Below are 17,110 nucleotides of genomic sequence, written 5' to 3' on the forward strand. Positions count from 1 at the left end.
AATAACCCGTAAACTACGGTACTGGAGGAGGGACGTTGGCTGTGTACCAGATGCGGAAGCTGGTCAGCGCCGGATGCGCCAGCGACCGCTCGAGATAGGTCCAGATCCGCGGCTGGTGCTTGAGATATTGCGGCTTGCCGTCGCGGCGGTTGAGCCGCGCAAAGGTGCCGAGCAGGCGGGTGTTGCGCTGCGCCGACATGATCGCATAGAGCTCGGCGAAGCCGGCCGGATCGAAGCTCTCATCGGTGGCGCGCCGCGCCTTGATGTAGCGGGTCAAGAGCGACAGCTCGAGCTGCTCCGGCACATCGAGCCGCGCGTCCTGCAGCAGCGACACCACGTCATAGGCCGCGGGGCCCAGCAGCGCGTCCTGGAAATCGATGACGCCGACGCGCAGGATACCGGTGCGTTCGGCGAGCCAGATGATGTTCGGCGAATGGAAGTCGCGGATCACCCAGGTCCGCGGCGCCGCTGCGGGCTTCTCCAGCAGGCCGCGCCACATCCCGAGAAATTCGGCGCGAAGCTCCTCGCTCGGCTGCACGCCGCGGTCGGGCAGGTACCATTCCAGCATCAGCCCGATCTCGATCAGCCAGGCGTCGATGTCGAACACCGGGATGTCGTAGCTCTCGTCTGATGTCAGCGGCAATTGCTCCGGCAGCACTTCACGATGCAGCGCCGCCAGCATGTCGACGGCCGCCTCGTAACGCTCGGCGATCGGCTGCGGTGGATCGCCATCGATGATGCCTTCGGCGCCGAAATCCTCGGTGATGAGGAAGCCGGACTTGAGGTCGATGTGACGGATCGCGGGCGCGGAAAAACCATGCTTGCGCAGGCCGTTTCCGATCGCGACGAACGGCCTGACGTCTTCGGCGAGATGCACTGCTGCGCTGTAGGACTGGCCGCTGTAGATCGCCGGGCCGTCGGGACGACGCGGCGAGTTCATCAGGATGACGGTGCCGTCGTCGTTGCGCAGCCGCGCATAGGAGCGTGTCGAGGCATCGCCCGGCATGCGTTCGCGCCGGGCATTGAGAAAGCCCGCGCGATCGAGAAACTGGCGCAGCTCGTTGAGCCGCGCGACCTTCGCCGCGCCCTTTCCGTGGCCGGTGATCTCGGCCGCGCGCGCCGCCGATCCGAGCGCCGGACGATGGCTGAACGCGATATCGATGCGATCGGCGGGCATCGCGTCGGGCGCCCGTTCCGGCCACTCGATCAGCGCCACGATGTCGTCGGGCAGCGGCGACAGCCCGATCTCCTCGAGCTCGCCGGCGTCGTTGATGCGGTAGAGGTCGGCATGAACCAGCGGATACGACGGCAGCTCGTAGCTCTGCGCCAGCGTGAAGGTCGGGCTCGGCACCTCCAGCGCATCGTCGGCGGCGAGGTAACGGATCAGCGCGCGCGCGGCGGTGGTCTTGCCGGCGCCGAGGTCGCCGGACAGCGTGATGACGTCGCCGGCGCCGATCAGGAGCGCGAGGTCGGCCATCAGCTCCGCTGTCGCGGTCTCGTTCGCGAGCGCCACCGAGAATGTCGAGGTCGCCGTCATTCAGCAGCGTTGCGATGTGCGGTCTGGTCGATCGGGAAGTCGCAGGTCACGGTCGTGCCGCGGCCTACGGTCGAATCGACCCGCACCCGTCCGCCATGCAGTTCGACGAAGGAGCGGACCAGCGACAGGCCAAGGCCCGCGCCGCGATGCCGCGAGCCGTGCGAATGGCTCTCGAACCAGTTGAACACTTTATCGCGCATCTCGGCCGGAATGCCGGGACCGGTGTCGGTCACCGCAAACACCACGCTGTGCTCGGTGCGGTGCGCGCTGATCGTGACGGTGGCATCATGCGGCGAGAAGCCGACCGCGTTGGCGAGCAGATTATACAGCACCTGCACCACGCGCCGCTCGTCGCCGACGAAGGCGCCGATGTCGGGCTCGATATCGACCTTCAGCGTGATGCGGTCGGTCGCGAGGCGATCCTGGATGCCTTCGGCGGCGGCCTCGATCGCCTGGCCGATATTGACCGGACCGAGCTCGAGCTTCATCGCACCGGCGTCGATGGTAGCGAGATCGAGAATGTTGTTGGTCAGCGCCAGCAGCGCGTTGGTCGATTTGGTGACGTAGTCGAGATATTCGGCCTGCTTCGGCGTCAGCGGTCCGGTCGAGGGATCGCTGAGGAAATGCGCGAAGCCGATGATGGTGGTGAGCGGTGCGCGCAGCTCGTAGGAGACGTGGTGGACGAAGTCCACCTTCATCTGGTCGGCGGCTTCCAGCGCCTCGTTGCGCTCGCGCAGCGCCCGCTCGACATTTTCGGTGTCGGTGATGTCCTGGAAGGCGAGCAGGGTCTTGCCGTCGGGCAGCGGGATGGTCATGCAATTCAGCACGCTGCCGTCCTTGCGCTCGAGCTTGAGCGCGACCTGGGCGCGGTTCTCGATCGCGGTGATCTGCTCGCGCAGCGTGCGCCAGGTCAGGGCGTCGTCGAACAGCGGCCGGCACAGCGGTTCCACCGCCTCGATATGCGGTTCGCCCTGCAGCGCGTCGGCCGGCAGCTTCCACATCTTGGCGAAGGGCGGGTTGAACAGTTCCGCGCGGCCGTTGCTGCCGAACACCGCGACCGCCTCGCCGAGATTGTCCAGGGTCTCGCGCTGCACCCGCGTCAGGCGGTCGTAGCGGCGTGCGAGGTCGAGGCTCTCGGTGACGTTGTCGAACAGATAGGTGACGCCGCCCTCGAGGTTCGGCGTGGTGACCACGCTGATGGCGCGGCCGTCGGGCAGGAACCAGGTATAGGTCTCGGATTCGACCGCGCGATAGGCCTCGTGCAGCTTGGCCTTCCAGGCACGGAAGTCCGGCTGCTCCGGCAGCTTGCGGTTGGCGCGGAGCCGGTCCAGCACGCTGGAATCGTCGGGGTTGCCGTCGAGGAAGGCCTGGTCGAGCCCCCACAGCCGCCGATAGGACTCGTTGTAGAAGGTGAGCCGCCGGTCGGCATCGAACACCGCGACGCCCGAGGACAATTGGTCGAGGGTGCGCCGGTGCGCCTCGACCATCCGCGCGATCGCCGCGCGCAATGCCGCAGCCTCGCTGGCGTCGATCGCGATGCCGGCGCTGCCGCCGGAGAGCTTGAGCGCCTGCACGTCGTAGATCCGCCGCTCGCCGCTGACGACGATCGGCAGTCGCGCGGCATAATTGGCGTTGTCGTTCAGCGCGCGGGTCAATTCGGTGCGCTGGTCGCTTTCGAGCAGCTCGAGATTGCGCTGCAGCGCGTCGGACACGCTCTTGCCCTCGGTGGCGCGGACATAGGCCGCGTTTGCATAGCGCAGATTGCCCTCGAGGCTCTTGGCCCAGATCGGCCATGGCGCGGCGGCGGCGAAATCGCGCAGCAGCTCGGTTTCCTCCTGCAGCGACTTGTAGCGCAGGTTGGACTCGGCGAGCTCGCGGCGCAGGCCGCCGAGCTCGCGGATCCGCACGATGGCCTGACCGCCGATCGCGCGGCCCATCGCCTCGATGGCGCGGCCGGCCGATGTCGAGAGGTTGAGCAGGAACGCCTCGCCCTTCTCGCGCAGCGCGTCGACGGCGTGGTCCATCTGCAGCGCCGGCTCGGGCGGCAGCCAGGTTCCGAAGGCGAGGACGCGTTGCGGCGAGCCTTCCTGCGACATCACCAGCGAGATGTCGCCCGAGATCTGTGGCCGGTTGTCGCCCGCGGCCCAGGAGATCAGGACCTGCGGCTCGACGAACAGCAGCGCGCGCAGCCGGTCCGATTGCGCCTGCAGGTCCGCGATCTCGGACTGCAACTGCTCCTCGGCCCTCGTCGCGCGCACGCGGGTGCGCATCAGGAGGATCGCGGCGACGGCCGAGAAGCCGACCAGTGCAAGCGACGTCGCGAGGACCGCGACCTCCTGGTGATTGAAGCCGAAATGATCCGACATCGCCTGGGCGACCGGGCTCTCGGCGGCAAACGCGGCGCGCGCCGGCAGCAGCGCGGTGATGGCGAGCCCAATCATGCCGTCGCGCGCCAGTGAGGTGCATGACAGCAGGGTTCGACGCATTGCCGCGACTACGCCCGACATATGTTGCCCCAGAACGCACAAACCCCAGGCATGATCCGGAAAAGAGGAGACCGGTGTTCCCTCACGGCAAACGTACAACGTTTGTCCGCCGATCATGCCCAAGCAGGACCAGTCAGCCCGACGAAGACCCCCCGTCGCGCTCGAATCAAAACAGAATAGTCCCAACGGGACTCGGCGAGTAAGAGTCCAGACCGTGAACGCAGAATCCCCTGTGAAAAAATGCCGCCGGGTGGCGCGGATTTTACGCGAATTGACTCCGTAGACATGCGGAGGGGCGCGCGAAGCGTGATCTTGCCGAGCTCGTCCGCACACTTCTCCGACGCGCTCTAGCGTCCGGTCGAGCCGAAGCCGCCGCTGCCGCGCCCGGTCGCCGACAGCACGTCGACCGGAACCAGTTCGGCCCGCGTGACCGGCGCGATCACCATCTGCGCGATGCGCTCGCCGCGCCGGATCGAGAACACCTCGTGGCCGTGATTGATCAGCAGCACGTTGATCTCGCCGCGATAGTCGGCGTCGATCGTGCCGGGCGAGTTCAGCACCGTGACGCCGTATTTGGCGGCAAGGCCGGAGCGCGGCCGCACCTGGGCCTCGTAGCCCGGCGGCAGCGCGATCGTCAGTCCGGTCGGAACCATCTCGTAGCGGCCCGGCAGCAGCAGCAGCGGCGCCGATTGCGGCACCGCCGCGAGCAAATCGAGGCCGGCCGCGTCGGCGGTCTGGTAGATCGGCAGCAAGAGATCTGCGCCGTGCGGCAATTGGTGGACTTCGACCTTGATGGTGGCGCTCACGATGCGGTTCCTACGGCTCTGGCGATGCGCGACACCAGCGCGGTCGCGACTTCCTCCTTGGTCATGACAGGCCAGGAGTCGACGGTGACGTCCTTGCCCTCGCGCGAGAGCAGGTGAACGGTGTTGCGGTCGCCGCCCATCACGCCGGTCGCCGGCGAGACGTCGTTGGCGACGATCCAGTCGCAGCCCTTGCGCGCGAACTTCGCCTTGGCGTTCTCGATCAGGTGCTCGGTCTCGGCGGCGAAGCCGATCACCAGCGGCGGCCGCTGCTCCTTCAGCTTGGAAATTGTCGCGAGGATGTCGGGGTTCTCGACCAGCTGCAGCGGCGGCATGCCGGCCGCGCTCTTCTTCAGCTTCTGGCTGCCCTCGGTGGCGACCCGCCAGTCGGCGACCGCGGCGGCGAAGATCGCGACGTCGACCGGCAGCGCGGCCTCGACCCGGTGCAGCATGTCGCGGGCGGACTCGACGTGCATGACCGAGATGCCCTGGGGGTCGTCGAGCTCGACCGGGCCGGTCACCAGCACGACCTCCGCGCCGGCGGCGCGCGCGGCGGCGGCAATGGCAAAGCCCTGCTTGCCGGACGAGCGGTTGGCGATGTAGCGGACCGGATCGATCGCCTCATGGGTCGGGCCCGCGGTGATCAGCACCCGCTTGCCGGCCAGCGGACGCGGCTGCGGCGGGCGCAGCATGCGGTCGGCGGCGGCGGCGATCTCGGTCGGCTCGGCCATCCGGCCGACGCCGGCTTCGCCGGCTTCCGCCATCTCTCCGGCGTTCGGGCCAACGGTATGGACGCCGTCGCGGCGGAGCTGCAGCACGTTGCGGCGGGTGGCCGGATTGTTCCACATCAGCGGATTCATCGCCGGCGCCAGCAGGATCGGCCGGTTGGCCGCCAGCAAGGTGGCGGTGGCGAGATCGTCGGCATGGCCCTGCGCCATCTTCGCCATCAGGTCGGCGGTCGCCGGCGCCACCACGATCAGGTCGCAGTCCCGGGCCAGGCGGATATGGCCGGCGTCGAATTCGCTCTCGGCGTCGAACAGGTCGGTATAGACGCGCTCATGCGACAGCGCGCTGGCGGCGAGCGGGGTGACGAATTGCTGGGCCGCCCTGGTCAGCACGCAGCGGACCCGGATGTGCCGTTCCTTGAGCCGCCGGATCAGATCCAGCGCCTTGTAGGCCGCTATCCCCCCGCCGATGATCAGGGTGACGCGCGGCTCGCCGGCCGCGCTGGCGGCCCGCGGAGCAGGGGCGGTCACCGTCGCGGAACCCGGGCCGGGCGCCTCGGCAGGCTCCGTACCGCCGTCTGCGAGCTCCCGGAGGATCACCCGGACCTCCTCCTCGACCGACCGGCCGTTTTTGGCGGAGCGCAGCCGCAGATAGGCCTTCAGCGTGTCGTCGAGTTTACGGATGGTCAGGCTGGCCATGGCGTGCTGCCCTCAAAGCATGATCCGGAAAAGTGTGAAGCGGTTTTCCCTCGCGACAAACGCAAGGCGTTTGCGCGGAGATCATGCTCAAACAAGTGTGATAGCGATGCTATCACATAGTGCATGCATTGCAATCAGTGCGCCCGGATGGCGAAGAAGATCGCGATGGAGGCGATCGCAATGACCCAGAGGCCGACGGTCTGCACCCGCGCCTTGCGGGCCTCGGCGCGGGCCATTTCGTCGATCGAGTCCGACGACAGCATGTGGCCCTCCAGCGTCATGGTCTCCAGCTGCTCGAGCACCGTGACGGCGCGGTTGGCGATCGACGGCAGGTTGGCGAGGATGCGGCCGAGCTCGCCCGCGCCCGAGATCGCGCCCTGGATGCGGCCGGCCGGGCCGAGATTCTGCGTGATCCATTCGCGCACCACGGGGTCGGCGATCTTCCAGATGTCGAGCTTCGGGTCGAAGCCGCGCGCTACGCCCTCGACCACCACCATGGTCTTCTGCAGCAGGATCAGTTCGGGGCGCGTCTGCATGTCGAACAGGCCGGTGACCTCGAGCAGAAGCGTGAGCAGCTTCGCCATCGAGATTTCCTCGGCGGTGCGGTTGTGGATCGGCTCGCCGATCGCGCGGATCGCTTGCGCGAAATTCTCCACCGAATGGTGGCCCGGCACGTAGCCGGCCTCGAAATGCACTTCGGCGACGCGGCGATAATCGCGGGTGATGAAGCCGAGCAGGATCTCGGCGAGGAAGCGCCGCTCCTTCAGCCCGAGCCGTCCCATGATGCCGAAATCGACGGCGACGAGCCGGCCGGCCTCGTCGAGGAACAAATTGCCGGGATGCATGTCGGCATGGAAGAAGCCGTCGCGCAGCGCGTGGCGCAGGAAGCTCTGGATCACCTTGCGGCCGAGATCGGGCAAATCGACCTTGGCCTGCGCCAGCCGGACGTGATCGTTCAGCGCGATGCCGTCGATCCACTCCATCGTCAGCACGCTGTGCGCGGTGCGATCCCAATCCACCGCGGGGACGCGGAAGTCCGGATCGTCGCGGGTGTTCTCGGCCATCTCGGACAGCGCGGCCGCCTCGAGCCGCAGGTCCATCTCCATCGCGACCGAGCGCGACATCGTGTTGATGACCTCGATCAGCCGCAAGCGCCGCGCCTCGGCGGAATGCGCCTCGGCCTTGTGCGCGACAAAGAAGAAGTCGCTGAGGTCGCGGCGGAAGCGCGCGGCGACATTCGGCCGGAGCACCTTGACCGCAACCTGCTGCCGCACGCCGTCGCGCTCGATCTCGCCGCGATGCACCTGCGCGATGGAGGCTGCGGCAACCGCAGGGCCCAGATGCACGAAGGCCTGCGCCAACGGCCGTTCCAGCGATTGCGTGATGACGGTTTCGGCCGCTTCCTGCGCGAATGGCGGCAGCCGGTCCTGCAGGGCTTCGAGATCGCGCGCCATCGCCACGCCGACCACGTCGGGGCGGGTCGCGAGGAATTGCCCGAGCTTGAGATAGGCCGGTCCGAGCCGCGTCAGTGCGCGCGACAACCGTGGACCGGACTTGGCCGAGCGGCGCTCGATCAGCCGCGCCAGCTTCAGCGCGAGCTGCCCGGGCGGCGGCACCAGCGCGGGATCGACGACGCCGAACACGCCCTCGCGCGCAAACACGAAACCGGCGCGGGCGAGGCGCGTGATGTGGGTCAGTGCAGAGATCACAAACGCCAGCCCGAATGCAGCGCCACGATGCCGCCGGAGAGGCTCTGCCACTTCACGCGGGCAAAGCCGGCGGCGCCGATCATCTCGGCGAACGCGTTCGGCCGCGGGAATTTGCGGATCGACTCGACGAGATATTGATAGGACTCGGCATCACCGGTGACGGCGCGGCCGAGCGGCGGGATCACCTTGAAGGAAAACAGATCGTAGATCTTGTCGAGGCCGGGCACGTCGACGGTGGAGAATTCCAGGCACAGGAAACGGCTGCCGGGCTTGAGCACGCGATAGGCCTCGCGCAGCGCAAGGTCGATCTGCGGCACGTTGCGGATGCCGAACGCGATGGTGTAGGCGTCGAACGCGCGGTCGGCGAAGCCCAGCGCCTCGGCGTTGCCCTCGACGAACGACACGCGGTCATCGAGGTGCTGCTTCGCGGCGCGCTCGCGGCCGACGGCGAGCATGTCGGTATTGATGTCGCAGACGGTGGCATGAAAGCCCGCGCCCGCGGTCTTGGCGGCCCGGAACGCGATGTCGCCGGTGCCGCCGGCGACGTCGAGCAGCGCGAACGGCCGGTCGCCCTTCGGCGGATCGAGCGTCGTGATCATGACGTCCTTCCAGGCCCGGTGCAGGCCTGCCGACATCAGATCGTTCATCAGGTCGTAGCGTGACGCGACGCTGTGAAACACGTCGTTCACCAGCGTCTGCTTCTCGCCCAGGGGCACATCCCTGAAGCCGAAATGGGTGGTTTGATCCGGCCGATCCATCAACTCATACTCTTACCTTTTGGTCGCTTCTTCACGCGAACCGGTGCCCATCCCGTATCAAGTACGGGACAGGCTTCGCTCGAAAACGCTCCAGCCAGACCATAGCGCGGCGGCCGCAATGGCGCTATCACGTCACTTCCAAAAGGTGAATGCCTGCCATGCCGGAATTACCCGAAGTCGAGACCGTCCGCCGCGGCCTGCAGCCGGCCATGGAGGGGTCCAGGATCCTCAAGGCCGAGGCCCGCCGCAAGGATTTGCGGTTTCCGTTTCAAAAAGACTTTATCGCCCGGCTCGAGGGCCGGACCATCACCGGGCTCGGCCGCCGTGCCAAATATCTGATGGCGGACCTGAACTCCGGCGACGTGCTGCTGATGCATCTGGGCATGTCGGGCTCGTTCCGCGTGCTGAAGCAGGAGGGCGCGGCGACGCCGGGGCAATTCCACCATCCGCGCAGCGAGGATCGCGCGCATGATCACGTCGTGTTCCACATGTCGTCGGGCGCGGCCGTCGTCTTCAACGATCCCAGGCGCTTCGGCTACATGAAGATCATCGCGCGCAACGCGATCGAGGATGAGCCGCTGCTGAAAGGGCTCGGTCCCGAACCGCTCGGCAACGAGTTCGACGCCGCGATGCTGGCGCGCTCCTGCCACAACAAGAAGACCAGCCTGAAGGCCGCGCTGCTCGACCAGCGCGTGGTGGCGGGACTTGGCAACATCTATGTCTGCGAGGCGCTGTTTCGTTCGCATCTGTCGCCGCGGCGATTGGCCGCGACGCTTGCAACGAAGTCCGGACAACGCAAGGGCGTTGCCGGGGGCGAGCCCACCGACCACGCCAGGCGATTGGTCGACGCGATCCATTCGGTGCTCAACCAGGCGATCAAGGCCGGAGGGTCCTCGATCAGCGACCATCGATTGACCAATGGCGATCTCGGCTATTTCCAGCATTCGTTCCAGGTCTACGACCGCGAGGGCGAGACCTGCCGCACGTCAGGCTGCGAGGGTATCGTCAGGCGCTTCACCCAGAACGGCCGTTCGACGTTCTGGTGCCCGAAGTGTCAGAAGTAACATGTTCGAGACCCCGCGCATCGAGACGCAGCGCCTGATCCTGCGGCCGCTTGCGCCGTCGGATGCCGCCGCGATCCAGCGTCACTTCAACAATTGGAATGCGATCAAAAATCTCGCAACAGTCGTGCCGTGGCCTTATCCCGGCGACGGTGCGGAAAGCTTTATCAGGCGGGAGCTGGATAAGATCGCGGCCGGCGAGGAAGGCTATCAATGGGTGCTGGTGTTGCGTGCCGGCGATGGCGAGGCGATCGGCAACATCAATTTCCGGCCGCGCGCCGACGGCCGCAAGGGCAATCGCGGATTCTGGCTCGCCGAGCTGTACTGGAATCAGGGCCTCATGACGGAGGCGATCGCGGCGGTGAACGATTTCGCCTTCCTGACGCTCGGCCTTGCCAGCTTCCATGTCTGCAACGCGCAGTCCAACGTCGCCTCGCGCCGGGTCAAGCAGAAGACCGGAGCCGAATTCGTCGGATTCGTCGAGCTTCCGCACCACAACGGCGAATCCAGAGCGGAGAAGTGGAAGGTCACGCGCGAGACCTGGCTGCGCGATCGACGCTGACATCGCTTTTGCGAATGCGGCCATGACGAATGCGACAGCTTGACCGCGCATGCGAGGCTGGCGAACATAGGTCCCATCGCTCCATCAAGAACGAGAACACAATGGCGATCAACGGCATGTCGATGAATGGCGCTTGGCGCGACCGCGCCGCGACAAGTTTTCAATGCGAGAAGCAACCGGCCACCAGCAGCCGCGGCATGGTGGTGAGCAATCATCCACTGGCATCGAGCGCGGGCGCCGAGATGTTAGCTGCCGGCGGCAACGCGATCGATGCGGCGATCGCCACCTTGTTCACGCTGACCGTGGTCGAGCCGATGATGGTCGGCATCATCGGCGGCGGCATGGCGCATATTCGCCTCGCCGACGGCAGCCATCGCTTCATCGATGGCCAAAGCACGGTGCCGCAGGCGGTAAAGCCGGATACCTATACCTCGAAGCCCGGTTCGGCGCACGACGTGTTCGACACCGTCGGCAACGAGAATTTGAACGGGCCGAAGGCGGTCGCTGTGCCGGGCTCGCTGAAGGCCTGGTGCGAAACGCTGCGCCGCTTCGGCACCATGAGCCTGGCCGATGTGATGCAGCCGGCGATCAAGCACGCCGCGCGCGGCTATGCGGCGACGCCCTATTTGCATGAATGCATCACCGACGGCGCCGAGGAGATGCTGAAGGACAAGCCGATCTCGGCGATCTATCTGCCTGATGGCACCCCGCTGAAGCCCGGCGAGCGCGTGGTGCAGGCGGAATATGCCGAGACGCTGAAATACATCGCCGATCATGGCGACAACGCACTCTACCAGGGACCGCTCGGCGACATCCTGGTCGACTACATGAAGAAGAACGGCGGCTTCATCGCACAACAGGATCTCGCAACCTACAAGACCGTCGAGCGGCAGCCGATCCGCTGCGATTACCGCGGCTGGGAAATCCTCGGGCCCCCGCCGCCGGCGGCGTCAGGCGTGCACATCACGCAGATGCTCAACATCCTCGAAGGTTATGACATCGCGCACCTCGGCTTCGGTACGGCCGAGACGATCCACTATCTCGCCGAGGTGCTGAAGATCGCCTTTGCCGACCGCGCGGCCGCCAGCGGCGATCCCGCCTATATCAACGTGCCGGTGGAGCGGCTGACCTCGAAGGCCTATGCCGAAGAGCGCCGCCGCGCGATCGATCCTGCCGCCGCGCAGGCCTGGAGCGCCGGCGTCACCCAGCTCGAAAGCGCGCACACCACGCACATGACCGCGGCGGATGCGATGGGCAATGTGGTCGCGACCACCCAGACCATCAACAATCTGTTCGGCGCCAAGATCCTGATCCCCGGCCTCGGCACCGTGCCGAACAACTACATGAACCTGTTCGATCCGCGGCCGGGGCACGCGCTGTCGCTGGCCGCCGGCAAGCGCGTCACCACCTCGATGTCGCCGATGATGGCGCTGCGCGACGGCAAGCTGGTTTACGCGCTCGGCCTGCCCGGCGGCAAACGCATCTTCCCGAGCGCGATGCAGGCGCTGATCAACCTGATCGACCACGGCATGAGCCTGCAGGAGGCGGTCGAGGCGCCGCGGGTCTGGACCGAGGGCAATGCGCTGGAGGTCGAGCAGGCGGTGCCGGAGGCCGTCCGCGCCGCGCTGTCAGCCAAGGGCCACAGCGTGCAAGTGGTGCCGACGGTGGCCGGCGGCATGAACGCGATCCGGTTTCACGCTGACGGCACGATGTCGGGCGCGGCCTGCTGGCGCGCCGACGGCACCCCGGTCGGCATTGCCGGCGGTCTCGCCCGCGCCGGGGTGCGGTTTGCGTTGAGGTGACGCCGACTACGCTGTTTGACAGGTTGAACCGAGAACCATCCTCACCGTCGTCCTGGCGAAAGCCAGGACCCATTACCCCTAATCTCATTGCTGTGCGACGCCGGGGCCGCGATCCTGTTTCATCGCTGAATGCGGTGGTTATGGGTCCTGGCTTTCGCCAGGACGACGCGTGGAAGAGTGGTAGCTGAATCACAAATGACTATGGAATGCTGGATCGTCCGCCAGAGCCTGTCCCCATCGTCGTCCCGGCGAAGGCCGGGACCCATAACGACAGCCCGTCATTGTTACGCGCTGCTGAAACGACGAGTCCCGCCTACAACGCCTGCTGCGGCGTATGGGTCCCGGCCTACGCCGGGACGACGAGATGGACAGAACCCGGTCTGCTCTGCGGGATCACCCGCAAGCGGGGCGAGGTGAACTTACTTCCTGACGCAGATCACGCGGACGACCGCGGCCTTGGCGTCCGCCGAGTCGCCCGACGCGGTGACGCCATGCGCTTTCAGGAAGCTGCGTACCGTGTCGGCCGGCACCAGCGCGGCCTGCGCCGGCGGCGCCGCGTTTGCGGGGCCTGCAACGATGACGGGCTTCAGCGTCGCGATCCCGGCAAACTTGCCGCCGCCGTCGAGCGCCGCCGCGCCGGAGAACCCGAGCGCTGGCGCCGGTGACAGCGCCTGATCGCCGCCGCCGATCTGTGCGACCGAAGCCTTCACGCTGCTCGCGGCCGCGCCGCCGCCCTGGCTCTGCGGATCGGCAATCCCGGTGATGTCGAGCGCGGTCTGCGTCGCCTGGCCTGCGATATTGAGCGGCCTCAGGCCCCGCGCGCCATAGATGCGCAGCAGCGCGAGGTCGTGATCCTTGTCGTCGGCGACCCGATCGGCATTGCCGTAGCCCGGGATCGTCAGCGCGATGCAGTCGTCGGTCACCACGCGATCGGTCACGATGGCCCCGTCGTCGCTGACCACGACGCCGGTGGCATATTCGACGGTCTTGCGCGGCGGCGGACCGGCCTGCACGGCGGCCGGAAATGCATTAAACGCGCTCGACATCGCGATCACCACCGGCTCGATGGTGGTTTGCATCGCCTGGTCATAGAGGATGGTGAGGATGCGGATCTCGTCGCCCTTCAAGGTGCCGCGCAGATAGAACTTCTTCAGCCCCTGCATGCCCGACAGCACGAAGAAATCCGGCTTCACCACGGTATAGTCGATGGTGCGGCCGGCCGGTTCCTTCTTTTCCTGCTCGGCAAGCTTTGCGGTGGTCGGGCTCGCTTCCTTGCGGCGGGCCAGCAGCACCTGGACGGTGCCGGTCGGCGAGGTCCATTTGGCCCCGGAGGCGTCGCTGTTGATCTGCGGCACCAGCTTGGTCGGAATGCCGAGCCGCGCCCCGGTGGCCGGCTCGGTGACGATCCGCCAGCCGACAGCCTCCTGCCGCCGCCGCGCCGTGTCGGCGAGCACGCCGCGCTCCTGCGGGTTCAGCACGCCGGTCGGCTTGCCGCCGTGCTTCTTTTGGAATTCCTTGATCGCATTGACCATGCGCTCGCTGACGTCGCCGGTAATGGCGCCGTTATATTCGCCGACCCAGGCGAGGTCCGATTGCAGCGCCAGCCGCTCGGCCTGCGCCATCGCGCCCGCGGTATCCTCCGGCTTCTGCAAAGCGGGGCGTATCGGCACCGTCGTCACCGTCTTCGGCTTGGTCTCGGCCGTCGAGGGCGGCGTCATCTGGGCCTGCGCCATGCCCATGGCAGCGGCCATCAATGTTGCCGAAAGCACCGATCTCATGACAAATCCGGGGGGAATGACTGACACCATTGACGTCCAGGCAATTAAGCACATCTGCTTGGTCGGCAACAACCGCGCTCCGGTTCAGGGAACGCGTCAACCCTCATCCTGAGGAGCGGCGTCAACCGCGTCTCGAAGGATGAGGCCACGGACCGGGCCTCATGGTTCGAGACGCGCGTGCCGCGCTCCTCACCATGAGGGTCACGGGTAGGATAGATGAGACAATGCTGACTGCCGACGAACTTGAACGCTATGCCCGCCATATCGTGCTGCGCGAGGTGGGCGGCCCCGGCCAGAATGCGCTGAAGCAGGCGTCGGTGCTCGTGATCGGCGCCGGCGGTCTCGGCGCGCCGGTGCTGATGTATCTGGCCGCCGCCGGCGTCGGCCGGCTCGGCGTGATCGATGACGATATCGTCTCGCTCTCCAACCTGCAGCGCCAGATCATCCATGCGACGTCTGATATCGGCAAGCGCAAGGTCGACAGCGCGGCGGCGCAGATCCATGCGCTCAATCCGCATGTGACGTTCGAGGCGCATCCGATGCGGCTCACCGCCGACAATGCGATGGCGCTGATCGCGCGTTACGATCTCGTGCTCGATGGCTCCGACAATTTCGAGACCCGCTATCTCGTCGCCGATGCCTGCTTCCTCGCGAAGCGGCCGCTGATCACGGCGGCACTGGGACAGTTCGACGGTTCGCTGACCACGATCCGCGCGCATGACAAGAATGCGGAGGGCGAATTCAATCCGACCTATCGCTGCCTGTTTCCGGAGGCGCCGCCGCCGGGCACGGTGCCGGCCTGCGCCGAGGCCGGTGTGATGGGCGCGCTCGCCGGCGTCCTGGGATCGATGATGGCACTGGAGGCGATCCGCGAGATCGTCGGCTTCGGCGAGGGCCTGGTCGGCCGGCTCCTGATGGTGGATGCGCGCGCGATGCGGTTCGAAACCCTGCGCTACGCGCGCGATCCGCAGAACCCGCTCAATGGCGATGGGCCTGTCATCACTGATCTCAGCGCCCATCGCACCTGATTGGCGCCGTCACCTGGTGGCCGGCTTCTCGCTGTCGAGATGCGCCATCTGCTCGGCCGCATAGCGCGTGCCGGCCGCGATATCCGGCGGGAAGGCTTTCGCCAGCGCCGCGAGATGAGCTTGCGTCAGCGTCAGCCTGGTCGCGCCGAGCGCTTCGGTGAGACGGTTGCGGGTGCGGGCGCCGACCAGCGGCACGATCTCCTTGCCCTGCGCCGCGACCCAGGCGATTGCGACCTGCGCCGGCGTTGCACCGATCTCGGCGGCAATGGCGCGCAACTGGTCCACCAGCGCGAGATTGGCATCGAGGTTCGCGCCCTGGAAGCGCGGCGTCATCAGCCGGTAGTCCCTGCCGATCTTGCCGGACTCCTTCGACCAGTGGCCGCTGATCAGTCCGCGCGCCAGCACGCCGTAGGCTGTGATGCCGATGCCGAGCTCGCGGCAGGTCGTCAGGATGTCGCGCTCGATGCCACGCTCGATCAGCGAATACTCGATCTGGAGATCGACGATCGGATGCACGGCATGCGCACGGCGGATGGTGTCGGAGCCGACCTCGGACAGGCCGATATGTCTGATGTAGCCGGACTTCACCAGATCGGCGAGGCCGCCGATCGTCTCCTCGATCGGAACGTTGGGATCGAGACGTGCCGGGCGGTAGATGTCGATGTAGTCGGTGCCGAGACGTTGCAGCGAATAGGCGAGAAAATTCTTCGTCGCGGCCGGCCGGGTGTCCATTCCGGCGAATTCACCCGCGGGGCCGCGCAGCGCGCCGAACTTGACGCTGATCTGCAGCCGGTCGCGCGCGACGTCCTTCAGGGCTTCGCGCACCAGCATCTCGTTGTGGCCCATGGCGTAGAAGTCGCCGGTATCCAGCAGCGTGATGCCGGCATCGAGCGCCGCATGCACCGTGGCGATGCTCTCGCCGCGATCGGCCGGGCCATAGACCTCGGACATGCCCATGCAGCCGAGGCCGAGGGCCGAGACGGCGGGCCCGGTTGAGCCGAGTTTGCGTGTGTCCATGTGGATGTTCCTCGAACGTTTTGCGGCGGAGAATCCGTCGCCAAATACCGAGGTGATATGGGCCGGTCGGGTTTGGACGATAAGCTGGACAATCGCGAATAGCTTGTTCACTATATCGAACAATGCAGGATTTCGACCTTCGCGACCTCGACGCCTTCGTGGCGGTGGCGCGCACGCGCAACTTCCGGCGTGCCGCGCTCGAGCAGCGCGTCTCGGTCTCCAGCCTCAGCCAGCGCCTGCGCGACATGGAGGAGCGGCTCGGCGTCCGCCTGATGAACCGCACCACCCGCAGCGTCGCGCTGACCGAGGCCGGCGAACTGCTGCTCGCCCGCGTCGCGCCGGCCATGGTCAACGTCGCCGATGCGATCACCGAGGTGCGCGGCCTGCGCGCCGAGCCGTCGGGGCGGTTGCGCATCAACGCGCCGCCGCCTGCGGTCGATCTCGTGCTGGCGCCGATGATCGCGCCGTTCCTCGCCAGATATCCGCGGGTCGACCTCGATGTCGTCGCGGAGAGTGCGTTCGTCGACATCGTCGCGCAGGGCTTTGACGCCGGCGTGCGTTACGGCGAGCATCTGGCGCAGGATATGGTCGCGGTCCCGCTCGGCGCGCCGCAGCGTTACGCGATCGTGGCGTCCAGTGAATATGTCGCAAAGCACGGCCGGCCGATGCATCCGAAGGATCTGCTGGCGCACCCCTGCATCCGCAGCCGCTTCAGCAACGGCGTGATGTTCGATTGGGAGTTCGAGAAGAATGGCCGCGTGGTGAAGATTTCGCCGCCGGCCAAGCTGACCGCGACCCATCTCGGCCTCGCGCTGCGCGCGGTCCATGACGGCGTCGGCTACTGGGCGACGTTCGAGGGCTATGTCCGCTACGGCGTCAAATCCGGCGCGCTGGTCAGCGTGCTCGACGACTGGTGCCCGCCGTTCGACGGACCGTTCCTCTATTATCCGAGCCGCCGTCAGCCGCCGCCCGCGCTCGCCGCCTTCGTGTCGTTCGTCGCCGACTGGCGCAAGCAGGCACGGCGGAAGAGATAGGTCGAGCTCTCACCACATCGTCGTCCCGGCGAAAGCCGGCAACTGTTATGTTGGTTTGGTCTGCAGGTAGGGCTTTCGGTCTCGCATCATGGCATTGAGGACCGTCAGCAG

At 66.7% G+C, this 17,110-nt stretch carries 13 protein-coding genes; 5 read left to right on the forward strand and 8 right to left on the reverse strand.

Translation table 11 applies throughout. The features are described from left to right. Window positions 1-13: 13 nt before the first annotated feature. The 6 genes from tsaE to ubiE form a co-directional block, all read right to left on the reverse strand. Window positions 14-1,537, reverse strand: a complete 1,524-nt coding sequence (gene tsaE, locus QJT82_RS23650; protein WP_028341690.1) for a tRNA (adenosine(37)-N6)-threonylcarbamoyltransferase complex ATPase subunit type 1 TsaE — start codon at window positions 1,535-1,537, stop codon at window positions 14-16. Beyond that, window positions 1,534-4,044, reverse strand: coding sequence for a PAS domain-containing sensor histidine kinase (locus tag QJT82_RS23655; protein WP_264641741.1), 2,511 nt, complete (start codon window positions 4,042-4,044; stop codon window positions 1,534-1,536). The genes tsaE and QJT82_RS23655 overlap by 4 nt, the downstream gene beginning before the upstream one ends. Before the next feature lie 326 nt (window positions 4,045-4,370). Next, window positions 4,371-4,829 carry a dUTP diphosphatase gene (gene dut, locus QJT82_RS23660; protein WP_028341688.1) on the reverse strand — a complete coding sequence of 153 codons (459 nt, stop codon included), beginning with the start codon at window positions 4,827-4,829 and terminating at the stop codon, window positions 4,371-4,373. Continuing rightward, a complete protein-coding gene (gene coaBC, locus QJT82_RS23665; RefSeq protein WP_028341687.1) occupies window positions 4,826-6,250 on the reverse strand; it encodes a bifunctional phosphopantothenoylcysteine decarboxylase/phosphopantothenate--cysteine ligase CoaBC in 1,425 nt (474 codons plus the stop codon). The genes dut and coaBC overlap by 4 nt, the downstream gene beginning before the upstream one ends. A 134-nt stretch (window positions 6,251-6,384) precedes the next feature. Further along, window positions 6,385-7,959 carry a 2-polyprenylphenol 6-hydroxylase gene (gene ubiB, locus QJT82_RS23670; protein ID WP_028341686.1) on the reverse strand — a complete coding sequence of 525 codons (1,575 nt, stop codon included), beginning with the start codon at window positions 7,957-7,959 and terminating at the stop codon, window positions 6,385-6,387. Then, complete coding sequence (ubiE, locus tag QJT82_RS23675) at window positions 7,956-8,717, reverse strand: bifunctional demethylmenaquinone methyltransferase/2-methoxy-6-polyprenyl-1,4-benzoquinol methylase UbiE (protein ID WP_016844705.1); 762 nt, start codon at window positions 8,715-8,717, stop codon at window positions 7,956-7,958. Before ubiE ends, ubiB begins: the two co-directional genes overlap by 4 nt. Before the next feature lie 158 nt (window positions 8,718-8,875). Here ubiE and mutM point away from each other — a divergent pair, with 158 nt between their 5' ends. The 3 genes from mutM (at window position 8,876) to ggt (ending at window position 12,142) form a co-directional block, all read left to right on the forward strand. Continuing rightward, window positions 8,876-9,781, forward strand: a complete 906-nt coding sequence (mutM, locus tag QJT82_RS23680; RefSeq protein WP_028341684.1) for a bifunctional DNA-formamidopyrimidine glycosylase/DNA-(apurinic or apyrimidinic site) lyase — start codon at window positions 8,876-8,878, stop codon at window positions 9,779-9,781. A gap of 1 nt (window position 9,782) precedes the next feature. After that, window positions 9,783-10,340, forward strand: coding sequence for a GNAT family N-acetyltransferase (locus QJT82_RS23685; RefSeq protein ID WP_028341683.1), 558 nt, complete (start codon window positions 9,783-9,785; stop codon window positions 10,338-10,340). Between the two features lie 122 nt (window positions 10,341-10,462). Continuing rightward, window positions 10,463-12,142 (forward strand): gamma-glutamyltransferase, encoded by a 1,680-nt coding sequence (ggt, locus tag QJT82_RS23690; RefSeq protein ID WP_028341682.1) that lies wholly within the window; start codon window positions 10,463-10,465, stop codon window positions 12,140-12,142. A 419-nt stretch (window positions 12,143-12,561) separates the two neighbouring features. Here ggt and QJT82_RS23695 read toward each other — a convergent pair whose 3' ends face one another. Continuing rightward, a complete protein-coding gene (locus QJT82_RS23695; RefSeq protein WP_028341681.1) occupies window positions 12,562-13,920 on the reverse strand; it encodes a serine protease in 1,359 nt (452 codons plus the stop codon). Between the two features lie 224 nt (window positions 13,921-14,144). Here QJT82_RS23695 and moeB point away from each other — a divergent pair, with 224 nt between their 5' ends. Continuing rightward, window positions 14,145-14,948 (forward strand): molybdopterin-synthase adenylyltransferase MoeB, encoded by an 804-nt coding sequence (gene moeB, locus QJT82_RS23700; protein ID WP_028341680.1) that lies wholly within the window; start codon window positions 14,145-14,147, stop codon window positions 14,946-14,948. A gap of 9 nt (window positions 14,949-14,957) precedes the next feature. On the opposite strand, the gene QJT82_RS23705 is transcribed toward moeB, so the two are convergent. Next, window positions 14,958-15,965, reverse strand: a complete 1,008-nt coding sequence (locus QJT82_RS23705; protein ID WP_028341679.1) for an aldo/keto reductase — start codon at window positions 15,963-15,965, stop codon at window positions 14,958-14,960. A gap of 122 nt (window positions 15,966-16,087) precedes the next feature. On the opposite strand from QJT82_RS23705, the gene QJT82_RS23710 reads away from it, so the two are divergent. Next, on the forward strand, window positions 16,088-16,999 hold the full coding sequence (locus QJT82_RS23710; RefSeq protein ID WP_028341678.1) for a LysR family transcriptional regulator: 912 nt from the start codon (window positions 16,088-16,090) through the stop codon (window positions 16,997-16,999). Window positions 17,000-17,110: the final 111 nt, after the last annotated feature.

This window comes from Bradyrhizobium sp. Mp19, assembly GCF_029952935.1.
GTDB lineage: Bacteria > Pseudomonadota > Alphaproteobacteria > Rhizobiales > Xanthobacteraceae > Bradyrhizobium > Bradyrhizobium elkanii.

Coding starts and splice junctions, on each gene's coding strand:
- tsaE (WP_028341690.1), bottom strand. CDS start 1,537: ATGACGGCGACCTCGACATTCTCGGTGGCGCTCGCGAACGAGACCGCG.
- QJT82_RS23655 (WP_264641741.1), bottom strand. CDS start 4,044: ATGTCGGGCGTAGTCGCGGCAATGCGTCGAACCCTGCTGTCATGCACC.
- coaBC (WP_028341687.1), bottom strand. CDS start 6,250: ATGGCCAGCCTGACCATCCGTAAACTCGACGACACGCTGAAGGCCTAT.
- ubiE (WP_016844705.1), bottom strand. CDS start 8,717: ATGGATCGGCCGGATCAAACCACCCATTTCGGCTTCAGGGATGTGCCC.
- mutM (WP_028341684.1), top strand. CDS start 8,876: ATGCCGGAATTACCCGAAGTCGAGACCGTCCGCCGCGGCCTGCAGCCG.
- QJT82_RS23685 (WP_028341683.1), top strand. CDS start 9,783: ATGTTCGAGACCCCGCGCATCGAGACGCAGCGCCTGATCCTGCGGCCG.
- ggt (WP_028341682.1), top strand. CDS start 10,463: ATGAATGGCGCTTGGCGCGACCGCGCCGCGACAAGTTTTCAATGCGAG.
- QJT82_RS23695 (WP_028341681.1), bottom strand. CDS start 13,920: ATGAGATCGGTGCTTTCGGCAACATTGATGGCCGCTGCCATGGGCATG.
- moeB (WP_028341680.1), top strand. CDS start 14,145: ATGCTGACTGCCGACGAACTTGAACGCTATGCCCGCCATATCGTGCTG.
- QJT82_RS23705 (WP_028341679.1), bottom strand. CDS start 15,965: ATGGACACACGCAAACTCGGCTCAACCGGGCCCGCCGTCTCGGCCCTC.
- QJT82_RS23710 (WP_028341678.1), top strand. CDS start 16,088: ATGCAGGATTTCGACCTTCGCGACCTCGACGCCTTCGTGGCGGTGGCG.